General features: G+C 74.4%; 19 protein-coding genes. 12 read left to right on the forward strand and 7 right to left on the reverse strand.

The features are described from left to right. The first annotated feature begins 256 nt into the window (after positions 1-256). Genes SERN_RS04720 through SERN_RS04750 form a run of 7 tightly spaced genes read left to right on the forward strand, consistent with a single transcriptional unit; the run spans position 257 to position 8,093 of the window. A complete protein-coding gene (locus SERN_RS04720; RefSeq protein WP_135848892.1) occupies positions 257-1,360 on the forward strand; it encodes an LLM class flavin-dependent oxidoreductase in 1,104 nt (367 codons plus the stop codon). Next, entirely contained in the window at positions 1,357-2,796 is a 1,440-nt protein-coding gene (locus SERN_RS04725) for an NtaA/DmoA family FMN-dependent monooxygenase (protein ID WP_135848893.1), read from the forward strand. Before SERN_RS04720 ends, SERN_RS04725 begins: the two co-directional genes overlap by 4 nt. After that, entirely contained in the window at positions 2,793-3,317 is a 525-nt protein-coding gene (locus SERN_RS04730; protein WP_135848894.1) for an NADPH-dependent FMN reductase, read from the forward strand. Before SERN_RS04725 ends, SERN_RS04730 begins: the two co-directional genes overlap by 4 nt. Continuing rightward, complete coding sequence (locus tag SERN_RS04735; RefSeq protein WP_199241494.1) at positions 3,314-4,594, forward strand: LLM class flavin-dependent oxidoreductase; 1,281 nt, start codon at positions 3,314-3,316, stop codon at positions 4,592-4,594. The genes SERN_RS04730 and SERN_RS04735 overlap by 4 nt, the downstream gene beginning before the upstream one ends. Next, on the forward strand, positions 4,591-5,916 hold the full coding sequence (locus SERN_RS04740) for an amidohydrolase (protein ID WP_135848895.1): 1,326 nt from the start codon (positions 4,591-4,593) through the stop codon (positions 5,914-5,916). Before SERN_RS04735 ends, SERN_RS04740 begins: the two co-directional genes overlap by 4 nt. Next, positions 5,913-6,944 (forward strand): ATP-grasp domain-containing protein, encoded by a 1,032-nt coding sequence (locus SERN_RS04745; protein ID WP_135848896.1) that lies wholly within the window; start codon positions 5,913-5,915, stop codon positions 6,942-6,944. Before SERN_RS04740 ends, SERN_RS04745 begins: the two co-directional genes overlap by 4 nt. Positions 6,945-6,983: 39 nt before the next feature. Continuing rightward, entirely contained in the window at positions 6,984-8,093 is a 1,110-nt protein-coding gene (locus SERN_RS04750; protein ID WP_135848897.1) for an LLM class flavin-dependent oxidoreductase, read from the forward strand. Between the two features lie 122 nt (positions 8,094-8,215). Here SERN_RS04750 and SERN_RS04755 read toward each other — a convergent pair whose 3' ends face one another. The 5 genes from SERN_RS04755 to SERN_RS04775 all read right to left on the reverse strand — a co-directional run bounded on the left by SERN_RS04755 (position 8,216) and on the right by SERN_RS04775 (position 13,002). Continuing rightward, positions 8,216-8,905, reverse strand: a complete 690-nt coding sequence (locus SERN_RS04755; protein ID WP_135848898.1) for a biliverdin-producing heme oxygenase — start codon at positions 8,903-8,905, stop codon at positions 8,216-8,218. A 98-nt stretch (positions 8,906-9,003) separates the two neighbouring features. Then, positions 9,004-9,930: a hypothetical protein gene (locus tag SERN_RS04760; protein ID WP_135848899.1), complete on the reverse strand. Its 927-nt coding sequence runs from the start codon at positions 9,928-9,930 to the stop codon at positions 9,004-9,006. Next, positions 9,927-10,817 carry a heme ABC transporter ATP-binding protein gene (locus SERN_RS04765; protein WP_332888456.1) on the reverse strand — a complete coding sequence of 297 codons (891 nt, stop codon included), beginning with the start codon at positions 10,815-10,817 and terminating at the stop codon, positions 9,927-9,929. Before SERN_RS04765 ends, SERN_RS04760 begins: the two co-directional genes overlap by 4 nt. Continuing rightward, the gene (locus SERN_RS04770; RefSeq protein ID WP_135848900.1) at positions 10,814-11,869 is read right to left on the reverse strand and encodes a FecCD family ABC transporter permease; all 1,056 of its coding nucleotides are present in this window, start codon (positions 11,867-11,869) and stop codon (positions 10,814-10,816) included. Before SERN_RS04770 ends, SERN_RS04765 begins: the two co-directional genes overlap by 4 nt. Beyond that, positions 11,866-13,002, reverse strand: a complete 1,137-nt coding sequence (locus SERN_RS04775) for a heme/hemin ABC transporter substrate-binding protein (RefSeq protein ID WP_233251459.1) — start codon at positions 13,000-13,002, stop codon at positions 11,866-11,868. Before SERN_RS04775 ends, SERN_RS04770 begins: the two co-directional genes overlap by 4 nt. A gap of 121 nt (positions 13,003-13,123) precedes the next feature. Between SERN_RS04775 and SERN_RS04780 the strand changes: the two genes are divergently transcribed. The 5 genes from SERN_RS04780 (at position 13,124) to SERN_RS04800 (ending at position 19,946) form a co-directional block, all read left to right on the forward strand. Continuing rightward, positions 13,124-16,897, forward strand: coding sequence for an HtaA domain-containing protein (locus SERN_RS04780; protein ID WP_135848901.1), 3,774 nt, complete (start codon positions 13,124-13,126; stop codon positions 16,895-16,897). 160 nt (positions 16,898-17,057) lie between these two features. After that, positions 17,058-17,537, forward strand: a complete 480-nt coding sequence (gene ybaK, locus SERN_RS04785) for a Cys-tRNA(Pro) deacylase (protein ID WP_135848902.1) — start codon at positions 17,058-17,060, stop codon at positions 17,535-17,537. A 3-nt stretch (positions 17,538-17,540) separates the two neighbouring features. Then, positions 17,541-18,044: an AAA family ATPase gene (locus SERN_RS04790; protein WP_135848903.1), complete on the forward strand. Its 504-nt coding sequence runs from the start codon at positions 17,541-17,543 to the stop codon at positions 18,042-18,044. Positions 18,045-18,162: 118 nt separating this feature from the next. Next, entirely contained in the window at positions 18,163-19,155 is a 993-nt protein-coding gene (locus SERN_RS04795; RefSeq protein WP_135848904.1) for a squalene cyclase, read from the forward strand. 35 nt (positions 19,156-19,190) lie between these two features. Beyond that, positions 19,191-19,946: an LmeA family phospholipid-binding protein gene (locus SERN_RS04800; RefSeq protein WP_135848905.1), complete on the forward strand. Its 756-nt coding sequence runs from the start codon at positions 19,191-19,193 to the stop codon at positions 19,944-19,946. Between the two features lie 28 nt (positions 19,947-19,974). On the opposite strand, the gene SERN_RS04805 is transcribed toward SERN_RS04800, so the two are convergent. Both SERN_RS04805 and SERN_RS04810 read right to left on the reverse strand, forming a co-directional pair. Then, a complete protein-coding gene (locus SERN_RS04805) occupies positions 19,975-22,107 on the reverse strand; it encodes a S9 family peptidase (RefSeq protein WP_135848906.1) in 2,133 nt (710 codons plus the stop codon). A 370-nt stretch (positions 22,108-22,477) separates the two neighbouring features. Then, positions 22,478-23,440 carry a helix-turn-helix domain-containing protein gene (locus SERN_RS04810; protein WP_233251460.1) on the reverse strand — a complete coding sequence of 321 codons (963 nt, stop codon included), beginning with the start codon at positions 23,438-23,440 and terminating at the stop codon, positions 22,478-22,480. Positions 23,441-23,582 lie beyond the last annotated feature (142 nt).

A 23,582-nucleotide genomic window follows, 5' to 3' on the forward strand; every position in this document is an offset into this window, starting at 1 on the left:
CGCGACGGCGAGAGGGGGATTGGGCGGTGACGCTACGGACGGCGAGGGTGGCCGCCGACGACCACCGCGAACGTCTCGCCGGTTGGGACGACGATCCGCGACGGCGCCGCTACGGCCGCGGATCGAACGATCCCGCGACCACCTGGTGAGACGGATCAGAAGGCCCCCAGCCCCGCGTCAGCGCCTGGTTAGCGTCCGATCAATCCCCCGGGTCGGTCGTACGACCGACCCGTCACAGCCCCCCCGGAGGTTCCCGATGTCCCAGCGACCCCTCGTCGTCGCCGTCGAGCTCGACGGCCACGGCTCCCACCCGGCCGCCTGGCGCGCCAGCGCCGAGAGGCCGGGCGCGGTGTTCGACCCGGCCGTCCTGCGGCGCACCGCGCTCGCGGCGGAGAACGGCGGATTCGCCTTCGTCACGTTCGACGACGCCCTGACCACGACCCAGGCCACCGCGTCGCCGGGGAGCGTCGCCGGTCGGCTCGACGCCGTCGTGCGGTCCGCCTTCCTCGCCCCGCTGACGGCCCGCGTCGGTCTCGCCCCGCGGGTCGACCCGCGGGGCGTCGAGCCGTTCCACCTCGCCGCGCAGCTCGCCTCGCTCGACATCGCCTCGCTCGGTCGCGGCGCCTGGGTCGTGGGTGACGCCGACCAGCCCCACCTGGCCGACGCCGTCGACCGCGTGGTCCCCGAGTCCGCCGTCGACCGTCGCCGCGAGGTGGCGGACGTCGTCGCCGCGGTGCGCCGGCTGTGGGACTCGTGGGAGGACGACGCCGTGATCAAGGACGTCAGCACGGGTCGGTACATCGACCGCGACCGCGTCCACGACGTCGAGGTCTCGACGCCGACCTTCTCGATCACCGGGGCGAGCATCACGCCGAGACCGCCGCAGGGCCAGCTGGTCGTCGTCGCGCCCGACACGGTGCTCGACCCGGCCGCCGCTGACGTCACGCTCGTGGGCGGCGCCGACGTGGCCGCCGTCGTCGCCCGCGCGCAGGCCGCCCGCGCCGCCGGTGCCACGCGCGTGCTCGCCGAGATCGAGGTCCTCCTCGACGCCGACGTCGCCACCGGCGAGCGCCTCGCCGCGCTGGACGCCCACGCCTCGTGGGCCGCCAGCGACGCGCTGCGGTTCATCGGCTCCGCCCCGGGCCTGCTCGCGCTGCTGGAGCAGCTGACCGACGCGGTCGACGGCGTGCGCCTGCACCCCGCCGTCCTGAGCGCCGACCTGCCGGTCCTGACCCGGTCGGTGCTGCCGCGCCTCGTGGCCGCCGGTCTCGTGCGCCTCCCGCGCGCCGGGGACACCCTGCGCGACACCCTCGACCTCCCCCGCCCCGCCTCCGTCTTCACCCGGAAGGACGCCGCATGAGCGCCGACCGCACCAACCCGCCCCTCCGCCCCACGGCCCAGGTCCACTTCGGGATCTTCTTCCAGGGCGTCAACCACCACACCGTCTGGTCGGACCCCCGCGCGGGTTCCCAGACCGACTTCCTCTCGTTCCGCCGGCTGATCGAGACGGCGGAGCGCGGGCTGTTCGACGCGTTCTTCCTCGGCGAGGGCCTGCGGCTGCGCGAGACCAACGGGCGCCTGCACGACCTCGACGTCGTCGGCCGCCCTGACGCCGTCACGCAGCTGGCCGCGCTCGCGGCCGTGACGCGACACATCGGTCTGGTCGCCACGCAGAACACGACGTACAACGACCCCGCCGACCTGGCCCGCCGGCTCGCGAGCCTCGACGTGCTCTCCGGCGGCCGCGCCGCGTGGAACGTCGTCACCACCGACAACGCCTGGACGGGCGCGAACTTCCGGCGCGGCGGCCACCTCGACCACGCCGACCGCTACCACCGCGCGGCGGACTTCCTCACCGCGGCCCGCGCCGTGTGGGACTCCTTCGCGGACGACGCCGTCGCCCCCGCCGCCGACGCGGCCGGGGACGCGTGGGCGCGGCCGGGCGGCATCGCCCCGGTCGCCGTCGACGGCCGCACCCTCAGCAGCCACGTCACCCCGACCGTCCCGCGCAGCCGCCAGGGCCACCCGGTCATCTTCCAGGCCGGCGACTCCCCCACCGGCCGGACGTTCGCGGCCGAGAACGCCGACGTGATCTTCTCCGCGCACGGCAGCGACCTGGACGACGCGCTCGCGTTCGCGCGCGACATCCGCCGTCGGACCGTGGCCGCCGGCCGCCCCGCCGACGACGTCAAGATCTTCCCGGGCACCTCCTTCGTGCTGGGCGCGACCGAGGCCGAGGCGCGCGAGAAGGCGCAGTGGCTCGTGCACGAGCAGATCTCGCACGCCACCGCGCTGTCGGTCATCAGCCACATCTGGGGCGAGGACCTCAGCCACCTCGACGCCGACGGCCCGCTCCCCGACCACGACCCCGACGTGCCCGAGCTCTCCAGCACGCGGGGGTCGGGCGCCGGACGGAGCGATGCGATCACGCTCGCGCGCAACCTCCGCGCCCGCGCCGACGAGCGTGGTCTGTCGATCCGCGAGGCGGTGATCGCGGCCGACCGCCGCCAGGGCTTCGTCGGGACGCCGGACGCCGTCGCCGACACGCTGGTGGAGTTCGTCCGCAGCGGCGCCGTGGACGGGTTCAACATCTCGCCGTGGCTCGTGCCGGACGGTTTGGACGACGTCGTCGACCTGCTCGTGCCCGCGCTCCAGGAGCGCGGCGCGTACCGCACGGCCTACGAGGGCACGACGCTGCGCGAGCACCTGGGGCTGCGGGAACCGCTGACGCGGCGCGGCCGGCAGCAGGGCGCGCGACCCGACGCACGTCTCGACGCGGCGGCGGTCGGCGCATGAGCGTCGTCGTGCTGTCCGGGAACCCGCGCGCGGGTTCGCGCACGAGCGCGGTCGCGCTGGAGCTGGCCACGGCGCTCGCCGGGGTCGACGGGGTCGGGGGCGCCGGAGGCGACACGTCCGTGACCGCCGTCGAGCTCGCCGACATCGCCGACGAGGTCCTGATCGGTGGTCCTCGCACGACGGCGGCGCGCGAGGTCGTGCGCGGCGCCGACCTGCTCGTCGTCGCGACCCCGGTCTACAAGGGTGCGTACACGGGCCTGCTCAAGGCGTTCCTCGACACCTGGTCCAAGGGCGAGCTCGGGGGCGTCCCGACGGCGGCGCTCGTCATCGCGGGCAAGGACGGTCACCTGCACGCGGGGGAGATCCACCTGCGGCCGGTGCTGCTCGAGATCGGCGCGCACCTGCCGGCCCCCGTGCTGGCGCTCCCGCAGCGCCTGGTCGGCGAGCACCAGGAGGTGCTCGCGGCCTGGGTCGAGCGCTACGGCGATGCACTGCGGACGCCCGCGGTGGTGCGCTCGTGAGCGCGCTCGGCGCCGCTGCTCGCGTCCCGCTCTCGGTGCTCGAGCTCAGCCCCGTGGCCGAGGGCCGGACCGCCGCCGACGCCCTGGCCGAGTCCCTCGAGCTCGTCGCCGTGGCCGAGCGGGCCGGCTACCTCCGGCTGTGGTTCGCCGAGCACCACCTCAACCCCGGCGTGGTGTCCACCTCGCCCGCCGTGCTGACGGCGCTGGCCGCCGAGCGCACGGAGCGGATCCGGCTCGGGTCGGGCGCCGTGCTGCTCGGCCACAGCTCGCCCGGGCTCGCCGTGGAGCAGTTCGCGACCATCGCCCAGCTGCACCCGGGGCGGATCGACCTCGGCCTGGGACGGGCGAACGTCCCGCCGCCCGCCGCGCGCGGCTCGGAGGGGACGCGTGCCCCCGCGGCACCGGCGCCCGCCCCCGCCCCCGCCCCCGTCGAGGATCGCGTCGTGGACGGCCTCCTCGTCCCGGCACCGCCGCCCTTCACCTTCACCGACCCGGCCTTCCTCACGCGCTTCGTGCGGCGGATCGACGTCATCGGCACCCGCCGGGAGATCCCGGACTACCTGACCGAGCTCACGCTCGCGCTCGAGCTGCTGGGCGAGGGCCACCCGGTCCCCGACGGGACGAACGCGCCCGACGTCGTGGCCAGCGGCGTCGCGGCCGGGGCCGACCTGCAGCTGTGGGCGCTCGCGAGCAGCCCCGGTGAGAGCGCTCGCGCCGCGGGCGCGCTCGGCCTGCCGCTCGCCGCGAACTACCACGTCAGTCCGTCCGGCGTGCTGGAGACCGTTGCGGCCTACCGCGAGGCGTTCCGTCCCGGTGTGCTCGCCGAGCCGTGGGTCGCCGTCTCCGCCGACGTCCTGGTCGCCGCGACCGACGCCCGCGCCGAGACCCTCGCGCGCGGCTTCGCGCGCTGGGTGCTCGGGATCCGCTCGGCCACCGGCGCCATCCCCTACCCCGCGCCCGAGCATCCGGAACCCGCGCTCGACGAGCGCGAGCGTGCCCTGGTCGCCGATCGCGTGCGCACCCGGTTCGTGGGCGACCCGCGTCGCGTCGTGGACGGGCTCGAACGCCTCGTCGCCGCGACGGGGGCGGACGAGGTCATCGTCACCACCATCGCGCACGACGCCGAGGCGCGCCTGGAGTCCTTCCGCCTCCTCGCGCGGGCGTGGGGGACGCCGGCGAGCGACGACGAGGGCGCCGACGTCTCGAGCGCCGGCGCCGACCTCGCCGCCGAGCAGATCGTGCCGCCGGCAGCCCGCGAACCCGTCGCCGCCCGATGACGTCGGCCCCCGCCCCGAGCCGCGCCTACCTCGACGCGCTGGACGAGCGCACCCGCCGCCTCTCGGCCACGTTCGCACCGTTGACGTCCCCGCACGCGGGCGCTCCGTCGACGGCGATCGCGGACGTGCGCGCCGCGCTCGACGCGCACGGACCGGATCTGCTGGCGCTGGCCGCGACCGTGCACGACCTGGCCGAGGAGGCGTTCGCCGAGACCGGGTCGGCCGCCGCCGTCGCCGATCTCCTGCGCCACCACGGTCACGAGGTGGAGGTCGGCGTCGGCGGTCTCCCGACGGCCGTGCGCGCCCGCGCCGGTCGCGCACCGCGGGACGGCGGCACCGGCACCATCGCGGTGCTGGCGGAGTACGACGCGCTGCCCGTCATCGGCCACGCGTGCGGCCACCAGATCATCGCGGCGGCCGCCGTCGGCGCGTTCCTCGCGCTCGCCGAGAACCCCGAGGACCTGCCCGGCGAGGTCGTCCTCCTGGGCACGCCCGCCGAGGAGGGCGGCAGCGGCAAGGAGCTGCTCGCCCGCGAGGGCGTGCTGGCCGGCCTGGACGCGGCGATCATGGTGCACCCGTTCTCGCACGACGTCGTCGACCACCCCTTCCTGGGGCGCCGCCAGCTCGTGGCGACCTATCGCGGCGTGGCCGCGCACGCCGCGGTGCAACCGTTCATGGGTCGCAACGCGCTCGACGCCGTCGCGCTGAACTACCAGGCCGTCGCGTTCCTGCGGCAGCACCTGCCGCCGAGCGACCGCGTGCACGGCGTGGTCCGCGAGGGCGGGCAGCGGCCCTCGATCGTGCCGGAGCGGGCGCAGGTGGAGTACTACGTGCGCTCGGCCCGCGCCGACACGCTGCTCGACCTCTCGCGCCGGCTGGAGGACGTCGCGCGCGGCGTCGCCCTGGCGACCGGGACCGACGTCGAGCTGGCGTGGGACCCGCAGCCCGCCACGCTCCCGCTGCGCACGAACGACGCGCTCGTGCGGCGCTGGTCGCTGCACCAGCAGGCGCAGGGCCGGCTGCCGCTCGCCGGCGGCGTGGTGCCGGAGATCCTCGCCGGGTCGACCGACTTCGGGAACGTCAGCGCACGCGTGCCGAGCATCCACCCGATGATCGCCGTGGGCGACGCGGCGCTGCACACGCGCGAGTTCGAGGCGCTGGCGGCCTCCACGAGCGGCGACCTCGCGGTGCTCGACGGCGCCGCGGGCCTCGCGCTCACGGCCCTGGACTGGCTGCACGACGCCGACCTGCGCGCCGCCGTCGTGGCCGACTTCGAGGCCGGTGGCGGGGTCGAGGACGTCGAGGGGTACTTTGCCGGATGAGCAACCACCCCGAGCAGTCCGACGCCGCGTCCACCGCCCCCGTGATCCATGCCGTCCACGAGAACCCCGCGTGGTTCGGACCCTTCGCCGCGGCGTTCGAGGCGCGCGGCCTGCCCCACCGCGAGTGGCTGCTGACCGACGGCGGCACGCTCGACCTCGACGAGGAGCCGCCCCCCGGAGTGTTCTGGTCGCGGTTCTCCGCGTCGTCCCACACGCGCGGCCACCACTTCTCCAAGGAGCGCACGCGCGCGGTGCTGGCGTGGGCCGACGCCGGCGGTCGCCGCGTGGTCAACGGGCGCTCCGCCCTGGAGGCCGAGGTCAGCAAGGTGGTGCAGCTCAGCGCGCTGCGCCGCCGCGGGATCGACGTGCCCCGCACGCGCGTGGTGGTCGGGACCGCGCACCTGCTGGACGCCGCGCGCACCTTCCAGGCCACGATCGGCGGCGCTGACTTCCTCACGAAGCACAACCAGGGCGGCAAGGGGCTGGGCGTGGCGCGCTACTCGAGCGCCGACGAGCTGGCCGCGGTCCTGACCGACGGCGGCCTCGAGGAGCCGGTCGACGGCGTCGTCCTGCTCCAGGAGTACGCGGCACCGGCCGACGGCTCGATCACGCGCGTGGAGCTCGTGGGCGGTGAGCTGGTCTACGCGGTGCGCGCCGACACGGTGCACGGCGGCTTCCAGCTCTGCCCCGCCGACGCGTGCGCGCTCGACCCCGAGACGGGGCGGCCGCTGCTGCCGCCCGGCGCGAGCCTGCCGCCCGAGCCAGGGACGTCGCTGTTCTCGCTGCGCGAGGACTTCGGGTCGGCGCCCTGGGAGGTCGACCTGGTGGGGCGCTACCGCACCGTGCTCGCCGACCTCGGCATCGAGATCGCCGGCATCGAGTTCCTGCAGGCCGAGGACGGTCGGGTCCTGACCTACGACGTCAACACGAACACCAACTACAACGCCGAGGTCGAGGCGGTGGCACCGCGCAGCGGTCCCGGCGCGATCGCCGACCACCTCGGCGCCCTGCTGCACGAGTCCCGCTGACCGGCACACCGGTCAGCTCGCCCCCGAAGGAGTCCCGCCGTGAAGTTCCAGGTCCTCGACATCGTCTTCAACCCGCCGAACCCCGTCACGGGTGAGACCCTGCCGGCCGACGTCCGCCTCGAGCGCGTGGTGGAGAACGCGGTGCTGGCGGAGGAGCTCGGCCTCGACGCGTACTCCGTGGGCGAGCGGCACGCGGGGCCGGTGCTCTCCTCCTCGCCGACCGTGATCCTCGGCGCGATCGCGCAGGCGACCTCGAGCATCCTCCTCAACACCGGCGTGACGGTCCTGTCGCTGCTCGACCCCGTCCGGGTGGCGGAGGACCTCGCGACGATCGACCAGCTGAGCAGGGGGCGGCTGGAGATCACGATCGGCAAGGGCAACGAGGTCGCGCAGTACCCGCTGTTCGGCAAGGACCTGGCGCGCCAGTACGACTACCTCGTGGAGAACTACGAGCTGCTGCGCCGGCTGCTGGGCGAGGAGGACGTCACGTGGTCGGGCGAGTTCCGCGCGCCGCTGGACGGCGTCACCACGCTCCCGCGCCCCTACGACGGCCCGTTCCGGATCTGGCACGGGAGCGCGACGTCGTCGGTGGCGGTCGAGCTCGCCGCACGCTGGGGCGACCCGGTCTTCACGGCGAACGCGCTGCAACCGCGCGAGAACTACCTGGTCCACCTGGACCGCTACCGGCAGGAGTACGCGCGCCACGGTCACGATCCGGCGTACGCCTACGTCGGCTCGGGGTCCGGCGGGCTGTTCCTCGGGCGGACCACCGAGGAGGCCGTGGCGGCCTACCGCCCGCTGTACGAGGGACAGGTCGCGCAGTCCGACGCGCGCGGGCACCGGGATGCGCTCGGCAAGGGCACGTCGTTCCGCACGCTCGACGAGGCGGTGGAGCGCGGACCGGCGCTCGTGGGCTCGAGCGAGCGCGTGGCGGAGAAGATCCTGGACTACCACGCGACCTTCGGGCACGACGTCCAGTCGATCTCGCTGAACCCGGCCCTGGAGCACGCGGAGCAGCAGGACGTCCTGCGGAAGTTCGCGCAGGAGGTCGTCCCGCTGGTCCGCGCCGAGGTGAGCACCACCCTGTGGGGGCCGGACGACGCGCGCCGCCCGGCGTTCCTCCGCGAGCGCGAGCCCGCCCTGACCTGAGGTTCGTCCCCACCACCCCCGCCGAGAACGTCCTGGCCCGCGTTCCGAGTGATCAGAACGCGAGCCAGGACGTTCTCGGCCGGGTGTGCGGGGCCTCAGGCAGCGGCCGGGTGTGCGGGGCCTCAGGCAGCGGCCGGGTGGAGCGGGGCCAGGTCCGTGAAGAGGGTGGCGTTGAGGTCGAAGGCGACCTTGGCCTCCGCCACGACGGCGTCGATCCCCGCGGGCGTGAGCGGTGCGGCGTCGAGCAGCGCGCGGTAGGAGTCCTTGAACGGCTTGGGCTTGGGGATCTCCTCGAACGCGTAGAACGTCAGCTCCTCCGGCGTCATGCCGTAGTGCCGCTGCAGCAGGCGCGCGATGATCTGGCCGCCGGAGAGGTCCCCGAGGTAGCGCGTGTAGTGGTGCGCGAGGAACTCCTCGGCGCGCGTGATGCTCGCGAGCCGCTCGACGTAGGCCGCCGTGGCCGGGAGGAGGACGGCGCGCGCACGCCAGCCGGGCCCGCGCAGCAGCTCGAGGTCGGCCTCGAGGCTCGGCACGCGCAGGAGCGCAGCCATCACGAACGGGCCGGCGACGGCGTCGTGGGCCAACCGCACCCCGGTCGCCTCGAGCGCGGTGTAGATGGCGTGGTGCTGCGTGGCGAGGTCGACGTAGGCGGCCCTGCCGAGCGATCCGCCCATGAGCTGCGTGACGAAACCGCGGGTCTCCGCGTGCTCGTGCTGCGGGCGCGTGGCGGTCCGGAGCTGCTCCGAGAGCGGAGCGGTCAGCGGGGACTCCGACGGGAGGACGGGCGCGACGGGCGCGAGGGTCTCGGTCATGGGGTGCCGCTTCCTTGATATGACAGATTGTCATGACAGTCTGTCACGACCTACGAGATAAGGAAAGCCTTACCTGCCATCGACGGTCAAGGGGTGTCTCAGACCTCGATCGGCGGGGCCGGGTCCGGGTCCGAGGCGCGACGACGCCGCGCCGCCACGATCGCCGCCGTCGCAGCCCCGATCCCGGCCGCGGCGGCGGAGCCCGCCACGGCCCACGGAGCGGCCGACGAACCTCCGCCGCCGGCGTCCGCCTCGGCCGACCCCACCGACTCCTCCTCGGCGGCCTCGACCGCCGCGGTGGTCGACGGCTCCGCCGCGACCGGCTCCTCGGTCTCGGACGGCTCAGGGGTCTCCGTGGGCGCCGGCTCGGGCACCGCCGTCTCCACCGGAGCCACAGCCTCCGCCACCGGTGCGAACGAGATCGGCGTGAACGTCTCGTTGTTGGCGTTGACCACGCCGTGCGCACCGAACGTGATGACGCCGCACGTCTCCACGCGGCAGTCGATGTCGCGCGGGTTGGCCCCTGCGGCGTCGGTCACCGAGAGCACGGGCCCGGGGATCACGAGCTCCGTGGCCCACGTGCCGTCGAGCGCGAGCTCCGACCCGTTCGCCTCCGAGGCGGTGGTGGACCCGGGGAACGTCACGAACTTCTGGTAGCCGGAGTTCTCGGCGGCCTGGGCGTCGGGCTGGTAGGCGTAGCCGACACCGAAGGCGCCGCCCGCGCTCGGCTGCCACGCACCGTCGGCGACCCATCCGAACAGCACGTAGATCCCGCCGAACCCGCCGTCGATCGACTGGAAGCCCGAGCCCGAGAGCGAGAGCGTCGTCTCGCCGTCGGGCGACGCCGCGGCCCCGCCCGAGGGGCCGACGACCGCGACGCTCGCGCCCGTCGGGCCGTTCTGGGGCGCGGGCGCCGCGACGGCGGCGCCCCCTCCGGCCGCGAGGCCGAGGGCCGCCAGCGCGAGGGCGCCCGCACCCGCCAGGAGCGTGGCGGTCCGGGTGCGGGGCGGGGTGGCGGTGATCATGGCGACGTCTCCTGGTCGGTCGGGATGGGGCTCACGGGGGAGGGAACGGCGTCGTGGACGCCGGTCGCGGGACGACGGCGGGGCGCCCGCACGGGCAGCACCACCGGCCCCGGGTAGTCGGGGTGGTGGATGACGTCGACGGGGTGCTCGTAGACCTCGGTCAGCAGCGCCGACGTCAGCACGTCGTGCGGCGGCCCCTCGGCCCGGATCCGCCCCTCGCGCAGCAGCACGACGCGGTCGGCGAACGCGCCGACCAGGCTCAGGTCGTGCAGCACCACGACGACGGCGGCGCCCTCCTCGACGAGGCGGCTCACCTCGACCAGCAGCGCCTCCTGGTGGCGGATGTCGAGCGCGGCCGTCGGCTCGTCGAGCAGCAGCACCCGCGTGCGCTGCGCGATCGCGCGCGCGAACGAGGTGCGCGCCTTCTCCCCGCCCGAGAGCGAGGGGAACCGGCGTCCGGCCAGGGGCGCGACGTCGGCGCGCTCCATCGCGTCGGTCACGACGGCATCGTCGTCCTCCTCGGCCGCCGTTCCCCGCCAGGGTGCGCGCCCCATCGCCACCACCTCCACGGCGGTGAACGCGAAGCTGAGCTGGGACTCCTGGACCTGCACGGCGCGGACGCGGGCCAGCTCACGCACCGGGGTGCGCGCCAGCGCGTCCCCCAGCACCTCCACGCCGCCGGCCACGGGATCGAGATCGCCGGCCAGGACCGACAGCAGGGTCGACTTGCCGGCCCCGTTCGGGCCCACGAGGGCCACGAGCTCGCCCGCACGGACGTCCAGGGAGACGTCGTCGAGGATGAGGGAGCCGCCGAGCACCACGCGGACGGCGCGGGCCGCCATCAGGGGTGCGTCCGCGTGGGAGGCGGCCGCGAGGGGCGCCGTCACGACCAGCCCCCCGCCCCGCGGCGCGTGCGGCGCAGCAGCCAGAAGAAGAACGGACCGCCGACGATCGCCGTCAGCATGCCGATCGGCAGGTCGGCGTACGGGACCACCGTGCGGGCCACGAGGTCGGCGGCGAGCAGCACGACCGCGCCGCCCAGCACCGAGGCCGGGACGAGCACGCGGTGCGCGGGACCGACGAGCATCCGGATGACGTGCGGCACCACGAGACCGACGAACGCGATGATCCCGGCGAACGCGACCGCGGCGCTGGTCGTGACCGCCACCAGCACGATCACGCCGATGCGGAGCCGCTCGACGTCGACGCCGACGTGGCGCGCCGACCGCTCCCCGAGGGCGAGCAGGTCGAGCCGCCGGGCCACGAGCGCGGCTCCCGCGATCCCGACGAGGATGAGCGGCGCGGCGACGCCGACCTGCACCCACCGCGTGCCGTTCAGGGACCCGAGCTGCCAGAACACGATCTCCTCGCGCGCCTGGGTGTCGCCGAGGAACGTCATGAACGCGATCACGGCGCCGGCGACGGCGTTGACCGCCACCCCGGTCAGCACGAGGGTGACCACCTCGGTGCGGCCGTTCTGGCGCGCGGTGAGGTAGGCCAGGACGGTGGCGAGCAGGCCGCCGACGAACGCGGCCAGGGCCACGCCCCACTCCCCCATCGCCGTCCAGCCGAGCACGATCACGAGGCACGCGCCGGCCGCGGCGCCCGAGGAGACGCCGACCACACCGGGTTCCGCCAGGGGGTTCCCGAACACGCCCTGCATGAGCACGCCGCCGACGGCGAGGCCCGCGCCGACCAGGAGGCCGAGGGTCACGCGCGGGAACCTCACGGTCCACAGGGCGCTCTCGCCGTTCGGGTGCGTCACGGGCAGGCCCGTCTCGATGCCGACCTTGCGCAGCACCGAGGACAGCACCTCGAGAGGCGGGATGCGCAGCTGGCCCACGCCCGCCGAGACGACCACGAGCACCACGACGGCGACCGCCAGCCCGCCGATGAGCAGCGCGACCCGGCCGTTCGACGTCCGCGCGGGCAGGCTCACGACGCCGTCCCGGACGCGGCGGGGGCCGCGGCGTCGGGCGCGTAGATCGCGACGGCGAGCGCCTCCAGGACGTCCGCGGTCATCGGACCGAAGCTGAGGATCTGGGAGTCGGACATGTCCACGATGCGCCGGTTCTCCCCGGCGGGGGTCTGGGCGATCGCGGGCTGGGCCTCGAGCAGACCGTCGACGCCGCCGGCGGACTCGAGCCCCTTGGTCATCACGAGGAGCAGGTCGGGCTGCATCGAGATGAGCCCCTCGTCCGTGACCGGCCGCATCCCCGTCCACCCGATATCGGTCGCGATGTCGCGGCCGCCGAGCGCGTCGATGAGCGCCCCGGTGCCGGACTCGCCGCCGAACAGGTAGTAGATGCCGGAGCCCCCGCGCACGTACAGGAACGCGATGCGCAGCCGGTCCTCGCCCTCGGGGGCGACGGCGGCGATCTCGTCGGTGATGGCGGCGATCTCGGCGTCGGTGCGCTCGGCCAGCAGCCGGCCGGCCTCGCTCACCCCGAGGGCGTCGGCGACGTCCTGGATGAGCTCACCCGTGGTCTCGAGGCTGCGGCCCGAGTCGAGGACGACGACCGGGATGCCCGACTCCCGCATCTGCAGGACCACGTCCCACGGCCCCAGCGAGCTGTCGGTGAGGATCACGCTCGGGTCGAGGGCGAGGATCGCCTCGGCGCTGAGCTCGTGCCCGTTCGCCGTCACGAGCGGGAGGTCGGCGACCTCGGGGAACGTCGAGGAGGTGTCGCGTCCCACGAGGTTGTCGGCGAGGCCGAGCTCGGCGACGGTGCGCGCCGTCGTGCCGTAGATGTCCAGGGCGAGGATGCGGCTGACGTCGGTGACCTCGACCTCGGTGCCCTGCGCGTCGGTGACGGTCGCGGGCAGCTGCGGCTGCGGGTCCTGCTGGATCGGGTCGACGGCGGCGTCCACGACGGCGGCCGTGGCCGGGCCGACGTGGTCGTGGGGGTCGGCGAGCACCTGCTCGCTCACGTCGGCGAGCCGGGCCCCGGGGGCGACGTCGGAGGTCGCACCGCTCGTGGCGCCCGCGCAGGCACCGAGCACGAACGCTGCAAGGACGCCGATCGTGGGCAGGACGACGTGAGCGCCGGTCAGGCGGACGGGATGAGGCACACAGGGCACCCTACATTAGGTAAGGCAAGCCTCAATGCGATATAAGTGAGGCACCCGTGACCGAATTCGGAGGCGGGCCTTCCCCCTGATCACCCCTGTCGCACGTCGGAGGCTGACGCCCGTGTCCACTGACCCATCCCTCGCCGCACCGCGGCGCCGAACCCTCGCGAGCGTGCTCGCCGCGGCCCTGGTGGCCGCCGTCGCGCTGGTCGGCGGCGCGCTGCCCGCCGCCGCCGTCACGGCCGAGGTCTCCGGCGCCACCCTCACCTGGGGCGTGAAGCAGAGCTTCCGCAGCTACATCACGAGCCCCATCGCCCAGGGTTCGGTGACGACGACCGGCAACGCCTCGGGCACCGGCCCGTTCACCTGGAGCTCGGGCACCGGCACGGCGGACAGCGCCTCCACCGACGCCGACGCTCGCTTCACCGGCGGCGTCCTGTTCTCCGGCCACGGCGGCCAGCTCGACGTGCGCCTGACCAACCCGCGCGTCGTCGTCGACGGCACGGCGGGCACGCTGTACGTGGACTCCTCCTCCAAGGCGCTGGACGGCACCGTCTCCGACCGCACGGGCGTCGCCTTCGCGACCCTCGCCGTCCCCGCGCCGACCAACGACGGCCAGACCCTCACCTTCACCGGCGCCGGAGCGACCCTGACCGCCGACGGCGCCGCCGCCTTCGCGGGCTTCTACGAGGCCGGCACGGTCCTCGACCCGCTGGACCTCACGCTGCCGTACACGGTCCCCGCGACGGCCACGAGCACCTCACTGACGTCGTCGGCCAACCCGAGCACCCTCGGCCAGGAGGTCACGCTGACCGCGACCGTCTCCCCCGCGGCCGCCACGGGCACCGTGACGTTCACCGACGGTGCGACGACGCTCGGCACCTCCCCGGTCTCCGGCGGCACCGCCACGCTCGCGACGAACGCGCTGAGCGCGGGCAACCACGCCGTCACGGCCGCATTCGCCCCCGCCGACGACTCCCACCTCGCCTCCACCTCCTCGACGCTGACCCAGGTCGTCGAGGCCGCCGCACCGATCAGCACGACGACGGCGCTCCAGGCCTCCCCGAGCACCGTCACCGCCGGCGCGAGCGTGACCCTGACCGCCACGGTCGACCCGGCCGACGCGGCCGGCACCGTCACGTTCCTCGAGGGCTCGACCGTCCTCGGCACCGGTGAGGTCGCCGCGGGTCGCGCGACGACGTCGACCTCGGGCCTCGCCGTCGGCACGCGGACGCTGCGCGCCGAGTTCGCACCGGCCGGCCCGACGCACGCCGCGTCGACGTCCGCCGACGTGACCGTGGTGGTCTCCGCCGTCGTCGTCACGCCCGTCTTCACGCCCGAGATCGAGGTCTTCCTCGCCGACGGCACGACGCCGTACACCGGCCAGGCCGTCTACGACGGCGACTCCCTCGTGGTGAAGGGCTCCGGCTTCGACCCCGCCGGCAACGTCGGCGGCCGCGGCGCCCCCATCCCCGCCACCCTGCCGCAGGGCAGCTACGTGGTCCTGGGCGCCTTCGCGCCGACGTGGAAGCCGTCCGCCGGCGCGACCGGCGCCTCACGCAAGGTCATCTCCCAGAAGTGGGCGCTGGCCGAGTCCATCCTGAACCAGGTCCCGGCCAACTTCCAGGCCGCCATCCGCGGCCAGTGGGTCGACATCAGCGACGACGGCGAGTTCACCGCCACCCTGGCCGTCACCGCCCCCACCGCCACCCCCGCCGCCCCCGCGGACGCCGTCTTCGGCGTCTACACCTACGGCGCGGGCGGCGTGACCAACGCCTCCCAGGAGCTGTCGGCGGTCGTGGACTACCGGGGCGAGCGTCCGGCCGAGCCGGTCGCCGACCCGGCGATCACGATCAGCCCGGCCGGCGACCTCGACCCCGCCGTCGAGAACGTCCTGACGGTCACGGGCACCGGCTACGTCGGCCCCGGCGCCGTCAACGGCGCCTACGTCCTGGTCGGTGAGACCTCGGTCTGGTCCGGCGACGGCCCCCTCCCGAGCGCCGGCTGGCTGACCCAGGGCTGGGTCCGAGGGACCCAGATCGTCGACGGCGGCTTCACCACCACCGTCACGGTGCCGGCCGGCACCCTGGACCCGACGAAGAGCTACCAGGTCGCGACGTCGGCGGCCCACGGCCTCGCCTTCACGGACCGCACGCTGGACGCCTTCGCGCCGATCACGGTCGAGGCACCGGTCGTCACCCCCGAGCCGGAGCCCGAGCCCGAGCCGGCCCCGGTCGTCTCGGTCCCGAGCGGCGAGATCCGCCAGGGTTCGACCGTCACCTTCACCGGCACCGGCTTCGGCGCGGGCGAGGTCGTCTCCGGCGTCGTCACCTCCGACCCCGTCGACCTCGGGAGCCGGACCGCCGACGCGGCCGGCACCGTCGCGTTCACGTGGGCCGTCCCGACGGACTTCACCACCGGGACGCACACCGTGACGCTGACGGGCGCCTCCGGTGCCTCGGACGCGCAGACGTTCGACGTCCTCGCGGCCGCCGTCACCCCGCCCGGCACCGATCCGGTCGTCCCGACGCCGGGCGCGCAGTGCCAGGCGATCACGGCCGGCACGTTCAGCTGGGGTGTGAAGGAGAGCTTCCGCAGCTACGTCACCGGCCCGATCGCGAGCGGCACCATCTCCACGGACGCCGGGGTCACCGCCGGCGGCGGTCAGTTCGCCTGGAGCGGCGGCGCGGGCACGTTCTCGCCCGACCAGCTCGCGGGCGAGGCCGCGTTCACCGGCCAGGTCGCGTTCGCCGGGCACTCCGGCCAGCTCGCCCTGACCCTGAGCAACCCGCGCGTGCAGATCGTCTCGGCGACCGCCGGGACGCTCCTCGTGGACGTCTCCAGCAGGGCGCTGACCTCCGGCGTCGTGACCGAGACCGCGGCGGTGCCGTTCGCCGCGCTCGACCTCTCGGGTGCCACCATCGGTGCGACGTCGATCACCGCGACCGGTGCACCGGCCGTCCTCACGCTCGCCGGCGCCGAGAACTTCGCCGGGTTCTACCCGGCCGGCACGGCGCTCGACGCCGTGACGTTCTCCCTCCCCCTGGGCGCGAGCGTCGACTGCGCGCCGCCCACCACGCCCGGCGTCGACGGCGGAGGCACGGGCGCCGGCCCGATCCTCACGCCGATCGGCACCGGCGGTGGCGCGGGCAACGGAACCGGTAACGGCAGCGGCACGGGCGGTTCGGGCACGGGCGGCTCCGGCTCCGGCTCCGGCTCCGGCACGCCCGCCGCCGGCGAGACCTGCGTCGCGCAGGGCGTCGGGGGCGGCACCCTGAGCTGGGGCGTCAAGGCCAGCTTCCGCACCTACGTCACCGGCCCGATCGCGAACGGCAGCATCTCGACCTCCGGCGTGAGCCAGTCGGGCGGCGCGTTCGTGTGGGGCGGCGGCAGCGGCGCCTTCAACGAGGCCGACGGGAAGGGCCGGGTCTCCTACTCCGGCACGCTGTCCTTCGCGGGGCACGGCGGTCAGCTCGACCTGAAGATCAGCAACCCGCGGGTCCAGGTGACCGGCAGCGGTGCGGCCACGCTCGTCGCGGACATCACGTCCAAGGGCCTCAACGCCCCCGACGTCGCGAAGAACGGCGTGGTCATCGCGACCCTCGCCCTCCCCGCCTCGTCCACGAGCAACGGCGCGATCGCCTGGAGCGGCGCCCCGGCCACGCTGACGGCGGCCGGCGCCGAGGCGTTCGGCGGCTTCTACCAGGCGGGCACCGCGATGGACCCCGTGTCCTTCACGTTCCCGCTCGGTGGCGATGTCGAGTGCACGTCCTCGACGGGCACGCTGGCGGCCACGGGCGCCGACGGCGCGACCTCCGCGGCGCTGGCGGCCCTCGGCCTCCTGCTCCTGGGCGCCGCGCTGGTCGCGGCACGCCGTCGGAGCACGACCGCCTGATCCGACCAGCACGACGACGGCCGCTCCCCCCGGGGGGCGGCCGTTCGCCGTCCCCCACTTCGCGAGGCACTTTGGGGCGTCCGCGAGGCACTTTCGGGCGTTCGCGAGGTACTTTCGGGCGTTCGCGAGGCATGTCCGGGGCGTGCGGGAGACTTCTCGCATGAGCACCGGCACGCCCGCGACCCTGGCCCTCGAGGCGGCGGGGGTGCCCTTCACGGCGCACACCTACGACCACGACCCGCGCGCGACGTCGTTCGGCCTCGAGGCGTCCGAGAAGCTCGGCATCGCGGCGGAGCGCGTGTTCAAGACGCTGATGGTCGACGTCGACGGCGAGCTGGTCGTCGCCGTCGTCCCGGTCTCGGGCCGCCTCGACCTCAAGGAGGTGGCGCGCGCCGTCGGCGGCAAGCGCGCGACGATGGCCGATCCCGCCGTGGCCCAGCGTCGGACCGGCTACGTGCTCGGCGGCATCTCGCCCCTGGGCCAGAAGCTGCGGCACCGCACGGTGCTCGACTCCTCGGCGATCCTCCAGGAGACCGTGCTCGTGTCCGGCGGTCGGCGGGGCTTCGACGTCGAGCTCGCGCCCGACGCCCTGCTGGGCGTGTGCGGCGGAGACTACGCGGACATCGCGACGGCGGTCTGAGACGTGGGCGCAACGAACTTCCTCGTCGAGGGCGTGTCGGGAACGGGCAAGACGGCTGTCTGCCGGGAGCTCCAGCGACGCGGGATCCACGCCGTGAACGGCGACCGCGACCTCGCCTACCAGGGCGACCCGCACACCGGCGCCGCCACCGCGACCCACGATCACGAGCACCACATCTGGGACCTCGCAAGGGCGCGGGCCCTGATCGCGGACCGCAGTCACCCGGCGACCTACCTGTGCGGTGGAGCGCGAAACGTCGCGCAGCTCGTCGCCGAGCTCGACGCCGTCCTCATTCTCGAGGTCGACAAAGAGACTCTCGTGCGGCGCCTCGACGAACGGCCGCGCGACGAGTGGGGGCACGACCCCGAGGAGCGGGAGCTCGTCCTGCGACTGCACAGGACCCGGGAGGACGTCCCGCGCACGGGGATCGTCGTAGATGCGACACCGCCCCTGACCGAGGTCGTCGACACCATCCTGCGCCTCAGCCGCGCGATCACGCCTCGGTAGCACCGCCGGCGTCGCTCGGGTCAGCGCCCGGTCCGGCGGTCCGGCGGTCCGGCGGTCCGGCGGTCCGGCACCGCCCCACCCCTGGCCGTTCCTTCACCCCGGGCCTACCCTGACGGGCATGAGCGACGACGACGTCACCGTGCTTCCCTGGCTCCTGGACACCGACCCCGCCCTGCGGTGGCAGGTCGAGCGGGACGTCGCGCTCGCGCCGGAGGCGACCTGGCGCGCGACCCGCGCCCGCGTCGCCACCGAGGGCTTCGGCGCCCGGCTGCTCGCGCTCCAGGACGAGGACGGCTCGTGGGCCGGCGGGGCGCACTTCCCCACCCGCCGGGACGAGCGCGCGCTGCGCGTCGAGGGCGAGGACGACGCGCAGCCGTGGACGGCGACCTCGTGGAGCCTGACGGCGCTGCGCGAGTGGGGCCTGGAGGCCTCCGCCCTGGAGGGTACGGCCGAGAAGATCCGGGCGAACCTGCGGTGGGAGTACGAGGACCGCGCGTTCTGGGACGGCGAGGTCGACGCGTGCATCAATGCCAGCACGCTCGCCAACGGGGTGTGGCTCGGCGCCGACGTCTCCGCGCTCGTCGCCTGGTTCCCCGAGCACCAGCTGGAGGACGGCGGCTGGAACTGCGAGTGGGTCGAGGGCTCCACGCGGTCCTCGTTCCACTCCACGCTCAACGCGCTGCGCGGCATCCTGTGGTGGGAGACGGCGACCGGCCGGCAGGACCTTCGCCGCACCCGGCTGCGCGGCGAGGAGTACCTGCTGCGCCGCCGGCTGACGGTGAACCACACGACCGGCGAGCTCGTCGGTCCGTGGGTCGAGCACCTGGCCTACCCCTCGCGCTGGATCTACTCCTCGCTGCACGCGCTGGACTACTTCCGCGCCGCCTCGCTGCACGACCGCATCTCCCCCGACCCCCGCCTCGCCGACGCGATCACGCTCCTGCGCGACTCCCGCGGCGCCGATGGGCGCTGGTCCTCCAACGCGCGCTACACCGGCGAGCGCTGGTTCGAGGTCGACGTCGCCAAGGGCGAGCCCTCGCCCTGGCTGACGTTCCTCGCCACCCGCGTGCTGGAGTGGTGGGACCTGCCGGACCACCAGGAGGAGCGCTGAGCCGTACCGCGAGGGAGGTCGCGTAGCGTCGCCCCGTGAGCATCCTCGACGGCGCCCCGACCGACTCCGCGCGCCGCCCCCGTCGTCGCGGTCGCGGTCTTCTCGCGCTCCTCGTCGTGCTCGTGATCCTCGCCGGGCTGGCGGTCGTGGCCGACCGCGTGATCGTGGGCCAGGTCGAGCAGGGCGTGACCGACTCCATCGAGAGCTCGATCGACGCCGACGCCGTGACCACCTCGATCGAGGGCTTCCCGTTCCTCACCCAGATCATCGGCGGGGAGATCCGGCGGATCGACCTCGCGGCGGCGTCCGCCGTGCTGGAGGACGTCCCTTTCACCGACGTCGACGCCGTCGTCACGGACCTCCCGTTCGACCTGGGCACGCGTGCCCTCGGCAACGCCGGGACCGTCACCGCCTCCGGCACGCTCTCGACGGCGGCCCTGCAGACCCTCCTGGAGCGCGAGCTCACCGACCTGCCGGACGTGACGCTCGCCGCGCGCGAGGGGACCGTCGTCGCCAGCACCGACCTCATCGGCGGGCTGACCCTCGACGTGACGCTCCTGCCGCGGGCCGCGGACGGTCAGATCGCCGTGGACGTCGGCACGCTCACCGTGGCCGGCTTCGACGTCCCGATCACCGACCTGCCCGCCGGGCTCGCCGCTCGGCTGACCGACCTGCGCATCGACGTCCCCGGCCTGCCGCCGGGCCTGGAGATCTCGGAGCTGAACGTGGTCGACGCCGGTGTCCGCGTCACGGTCGCGGGCACCGACGTCGATCTCACGGCGGTCGGCTGAGCCTCAGCCGAGCCGGCTCACTGCCCGGTCAGCCCAGCACCTCGGGCAGGTCGCGCGCCTCGCCGAGCACGTGCTCCGCGAGGAACGTCTCGACCACCTCGTACCAGACCTTCGCGTGCTGCGGCGTGAGGATCCAGTGGTTCTCGTCCGGGAAGTACAGGAACCGGTGAACGGTCGACCCATCCTCCGCGGCCGGTAGACCCGACGACGAGAGCAGCTCGGTCCACAGCCGCAGGCCCTCGCCGATCGGTACCCGGTAGTCCTTGTCACCGTGGATGACGAGCATCGGCGTGCGGATGTCACCGACGAACCGGTGCGGCGAGTTCTCCAGGCCCATCTCCGGCGTCATCTCGCGCGCCCAGTAGTAGGCGGCGTCCGTCGTCGGCCCGAACTGGTCCAGCGCCCACAGGCTCGCGTGCGTCACGACGGCGTCGAACCGGTCCGTGTGCCCGGCCACCCAGTTGGCCATGTAGCCGCCGAAGGACCCGCCCATCGCGGCCGTGCGCGTCTCGTCGATCTCCGGCCGCTGCTCGACGGCGTCCGTCGCCGCCATCAGGTCGGTGTACGGCGCGTCACCCCAGGCGCCCCAGCCGCGCTGCACGAACTCCTGGCCGTAGCCGGTGGACAGGGCCGGGTCCGGAAGCAGCACCGCGTAGCCGCGGGCGACCATGATCCACGGGTTCCAGCGCCAGCTCCACGCGTTCCACGACCCCAGCGGACCGCCGTGGATCCACAGCAGCAGCGGCGCAGGATTCTCCTCGGAGGCACCCTCCGGCAGCGCGAGGTAGGACCGCACGGTGTGCGTGCTCCCGTCGGCGTCCGTGACCGTCGTGGCGACGTCCTCGAGACGGCCCGGCAGCGCCGGACGCTCGGCCGGACCGCGCAGCGCGCGGACGCGCTCGTCGGGGGCGACGCCGTCGCCCAGGTCGATCCGCACGACCTCGGCCGGGTAGGCGTAGGAGCTGCGGGTCGCGAACGCGTGCGTGCCGTCGGGGGCCACGACGACGGATCCGTACGCCCCGTCCGTCGTCAGCCGCTCGGGCTGGTCCGCACCCTCGAGCGCGACGCGGAAGATCGGCGAGTGGCCCTGCTCGTCGGCCGTCACCAGCAGACCGGAGGAGTCCGGCAGCCAGGTCAGCGACGCCGGCCAGCGGTCCCACGCCTCGGCGAGCCGGCGCGCGGCCCCGCCGGCGGCGGGGACGATCCACGCAGTCCTGCGCGGCGCCTCCTCCGGCGAGGAGATCGAGCTGGCGACGTAGGCGACAGACGCGCCGTCCGGGCTGACGACCGGGTCCTCGAGGTCGGCGTCCTCCTCCGTCACGAGCACGGAGCGCTCGCCCGTGGCGACGTCGATGCGCACCAGGTGGCTGCGGATCGCGGACCCCGCGGAGGTGTGCCACGTCGCGACGACGAACGCCCCGTCGTCGCTGATCGCGGAGGACGAGCCGAGCAGCGCCTTGCCGGCGTCGGGCGTGAGGTCGCGGGTGCCGCGCTCGTCGTCGGGGCCCTGGTCCGCCGGCGTGACCTCGACGTCGGCCGTCCCGTCCTCCGCGTCGTCGTTCTCGTCGGTCTTCTCCGGGGCGAGCGGGGCACCCTCGACGGCGAACAGCCGAGGCGCGTCCGGCCCGAGGTCGTGGTCCCAGTACCGCACCGGGTAGCCGGTGTGCAGGATGGCGGAGACCTTGTTCTTCGAACGGGCCTTGCGCAGCCGGCGCTCGCTCGCCTCGTCGGTCGCGCCGGGCAGCGTGTCGGCCACGACGACGACGGTGTCGGCGGCGCGCGCCGGAAGCACGCCCGAGATGCCGCCGGGGCGGCGCACGAGCGCGTGCGCCTCGCCGCCACCCGCGGGCAGCCGCCAGACGCAGGGCTTGGCGTCGTCGTCCTCGCCCGCGCGTGTGGCCACGAACAGCAGGTCGCCGGCGGCGGTGAAGGCGGGACCACCCTCACCCTTGGCGCCGCGCGTCAACCGGCGGGCCGGGGCCTCACCGTCCGGGTCGACCTCCCACAGGGAGGTGCTCCAGCGCGTGGCGTCCGCGTTCAGTGCGGACTGCGCGGCGACGAGCCGGCGGCCGTCCGGGGACAGGGCGAGCGCGCCGGTGCGCGGCAGGGCGAGGTAGTCGTCGAGATCGTCGAACCGTGTCTGGGAGGTGGTGTGCGTCACCACTCTGGTCTATCACGCAGGGCCGACGCCGGGTCGAGACGAGGAGGGCGGGCCGGCAGGTCGCGGCGGCCGCTACGAGGCTCACGGAATCTAGGTCGGGACGACCGTGTCTCTCGCGCATTGCCGATAACCTATATTATGTCAAACCGCGTCAAACGACCTCTCTTCGGCCCGACGCCGGTGTCTTGTCACCCATGTGCTGCCCCCGACGCCGCCGCCCATCGGTCAGGGCTGGGCGGCGGCGCCCCTCTGCAATTTCAGGCGACGGCGCCGGTTCTCCATCCGCTGATCAGTTCCGAGGTCTGGTGAGAATGTTTGGCCGCCCGGAGACGTGGTGGCTGATGATGGTTCAGACACCTGCGGGCTTTACTCACGGCGCCGGCGCGGCCGACGCCCCGAGCTTCACCGCCAGCTCCATGCTGCGCAGGCGAGCCGGGGAGAAGTCGTAGGGCATGCTCCGGATGACCTCCGCCGTGCTCCTAACGCGGGAGCCCTCCGCCGGGGCAGGGCCAGGCGCCTCGATGTCCTCGGGCGGATGCCGCTCGTCCCAGGCGTCGAAGATGGCGTTGTCCTCCTCCAGCTGACCGGACTCTTCGATCGCGCGCATCAGCGCGTTCTCGAAGGCGTGCCGCTCGGCCGCGACCTGTGCCACCCGGGGGTCGTCGATGGCGACCGTGTCGTCGAGCGCCTCCTCGGCGGCGTCGACGCGGTCGGACTCGGCGCGCAGCTCGGGATCGTGAGCGAGAACGAGGAAGCGACCCGCCTGCACGACGGCGCCGAGCGGACCGAAGATTCGTTCGGTGACCAGCAGGGTGTCCAGGTCGTCCTGGCGCAGCGAACCCTCGGGCACGCCCTCAAGGCGGCCGGAGACGAGATCGTTGAACAATCCCAGCCGACTGCCGAGGTTCCGCATGCGCCGCACCGAGGCGCGCTTCCGCTGCAGCTCGGCCTCCTGGGCGGCGAGGGCGTCCTCCAGCCGTACGAGGACACCCTCGACCTCGTGCTCTCCGCCGCCACCGCCCGGTGCAGCGCCGGCGAACGCATCGCGAATGTCGTCGAGTGCAATCCCGGCGTCCGCCATGCGTCGGATCCAGAGCAGGCGAATGATCTCCGCGTAGCCGTACCGGCGGCGGCCATCGCCGCCCCGCTCGCGCTCCGGGAGCAGGCCGACCTGGTGGTAGTGGCGGATCGCCCGGGGAGTGACGCCAACGAAAGCCGCGGCGTCGCCGATCAGGACCTGACGGGGCGGGGTCGGGAAAGGGGGCATGACTGACCTCTCAGAGCGGAACGGGACGTGCTTCGAGAAGACCACATGACGCTGCGGCAGGTGCAACGTGCACCGGCGGTGGGGCCATCGCTGCCTGGATGAGACGCTCAGGCGCGCGCTGGAGTCGGGCCCTGCGCGACCTCCGAACGACCAGCATTCCCCCACCTCGTGCCGCCATCTCTCTGCAGCGATGGACGACTGGGCAGGC

The organism is Serinibacter arcticus (assembly GCF_004786095.1).
GTDB lineage: Bacteria > Actinomycetota > Actinomycetes > Actinomycetales > Beutenbergiaceae > Litorihabitans > Litorihabitans arcticus.

What these genes read in the sequence shown, in the direction of transcription:
- SERN_RS04720 (WP_135848892.1), top strand. Translation starts at nt 257, where the DNA reads ATGTCCCAGCGACCCCTCGTCGTCGCCGTCGAGCTCGACGGCCACGGC.
- SERN_RS04725 (WP_135848893.1), top strand. Translation starts at nt 1,357, where the DNA reads ATGAGCGCCGACCGCACCAACCCGCCCCTCCGCCCCACGGCCCAGGTC.
- SERN_RS04730 (WP_135848894.1), top strand. Translation starts at nt 2,793, where the DNA reads ATGAGCGTCGTCGTGCTGTCCGGGAACCCGCGCGCGGGTTCGCGCACG.
- SERN_RS04740 (WP_135848895.1), top strand. Translation starts at nt 4,591, where the DNA reads ATGACGTCGGCCCCCGCCCCGAGCCGCGCCTACCTCGACGCGCTGGAC.
- SERN_RS04745 (WP_135848896.1), top strand. Translation starts at nt 5,913, where the DNA reads ATGAGCAACCACCCCGAGCAGTCCGACGCCGCGTCCACCGCCCCCGTG.
- SERN_RS04755 (WP_135848898.1), bottom strand. Translation starts at nt 8,905, where the DNA reads ATGACCGAGACCCTCGCGCCCGTCGCGCCCGTCCTCCCGTCGGAGTCC.
- SERN_RS04760 (WP_135848899.1), bottom strand. Translation starts at nt 9,930, where the DNA reads ATGATCACCGCCACCCCGCCCCGCACCCGGACCGCCACGCTCCTGGCG.
- ybaK (WP_135848902.1), top strand. Translation starts at nt 17,058, where the DNA reads ATGAGCACCGGCACGCCCGCGACCCTGGCCCTCGAGGCGGCGGGGGTG.
- SERN_RS04795 (WP_135848904.1), top strand. Translation starts at nt 18,163, where the DNA reads ATGAGCGACGACGACGTCACCGTGCTTCCCTGGCTCCTGGACACCGAC.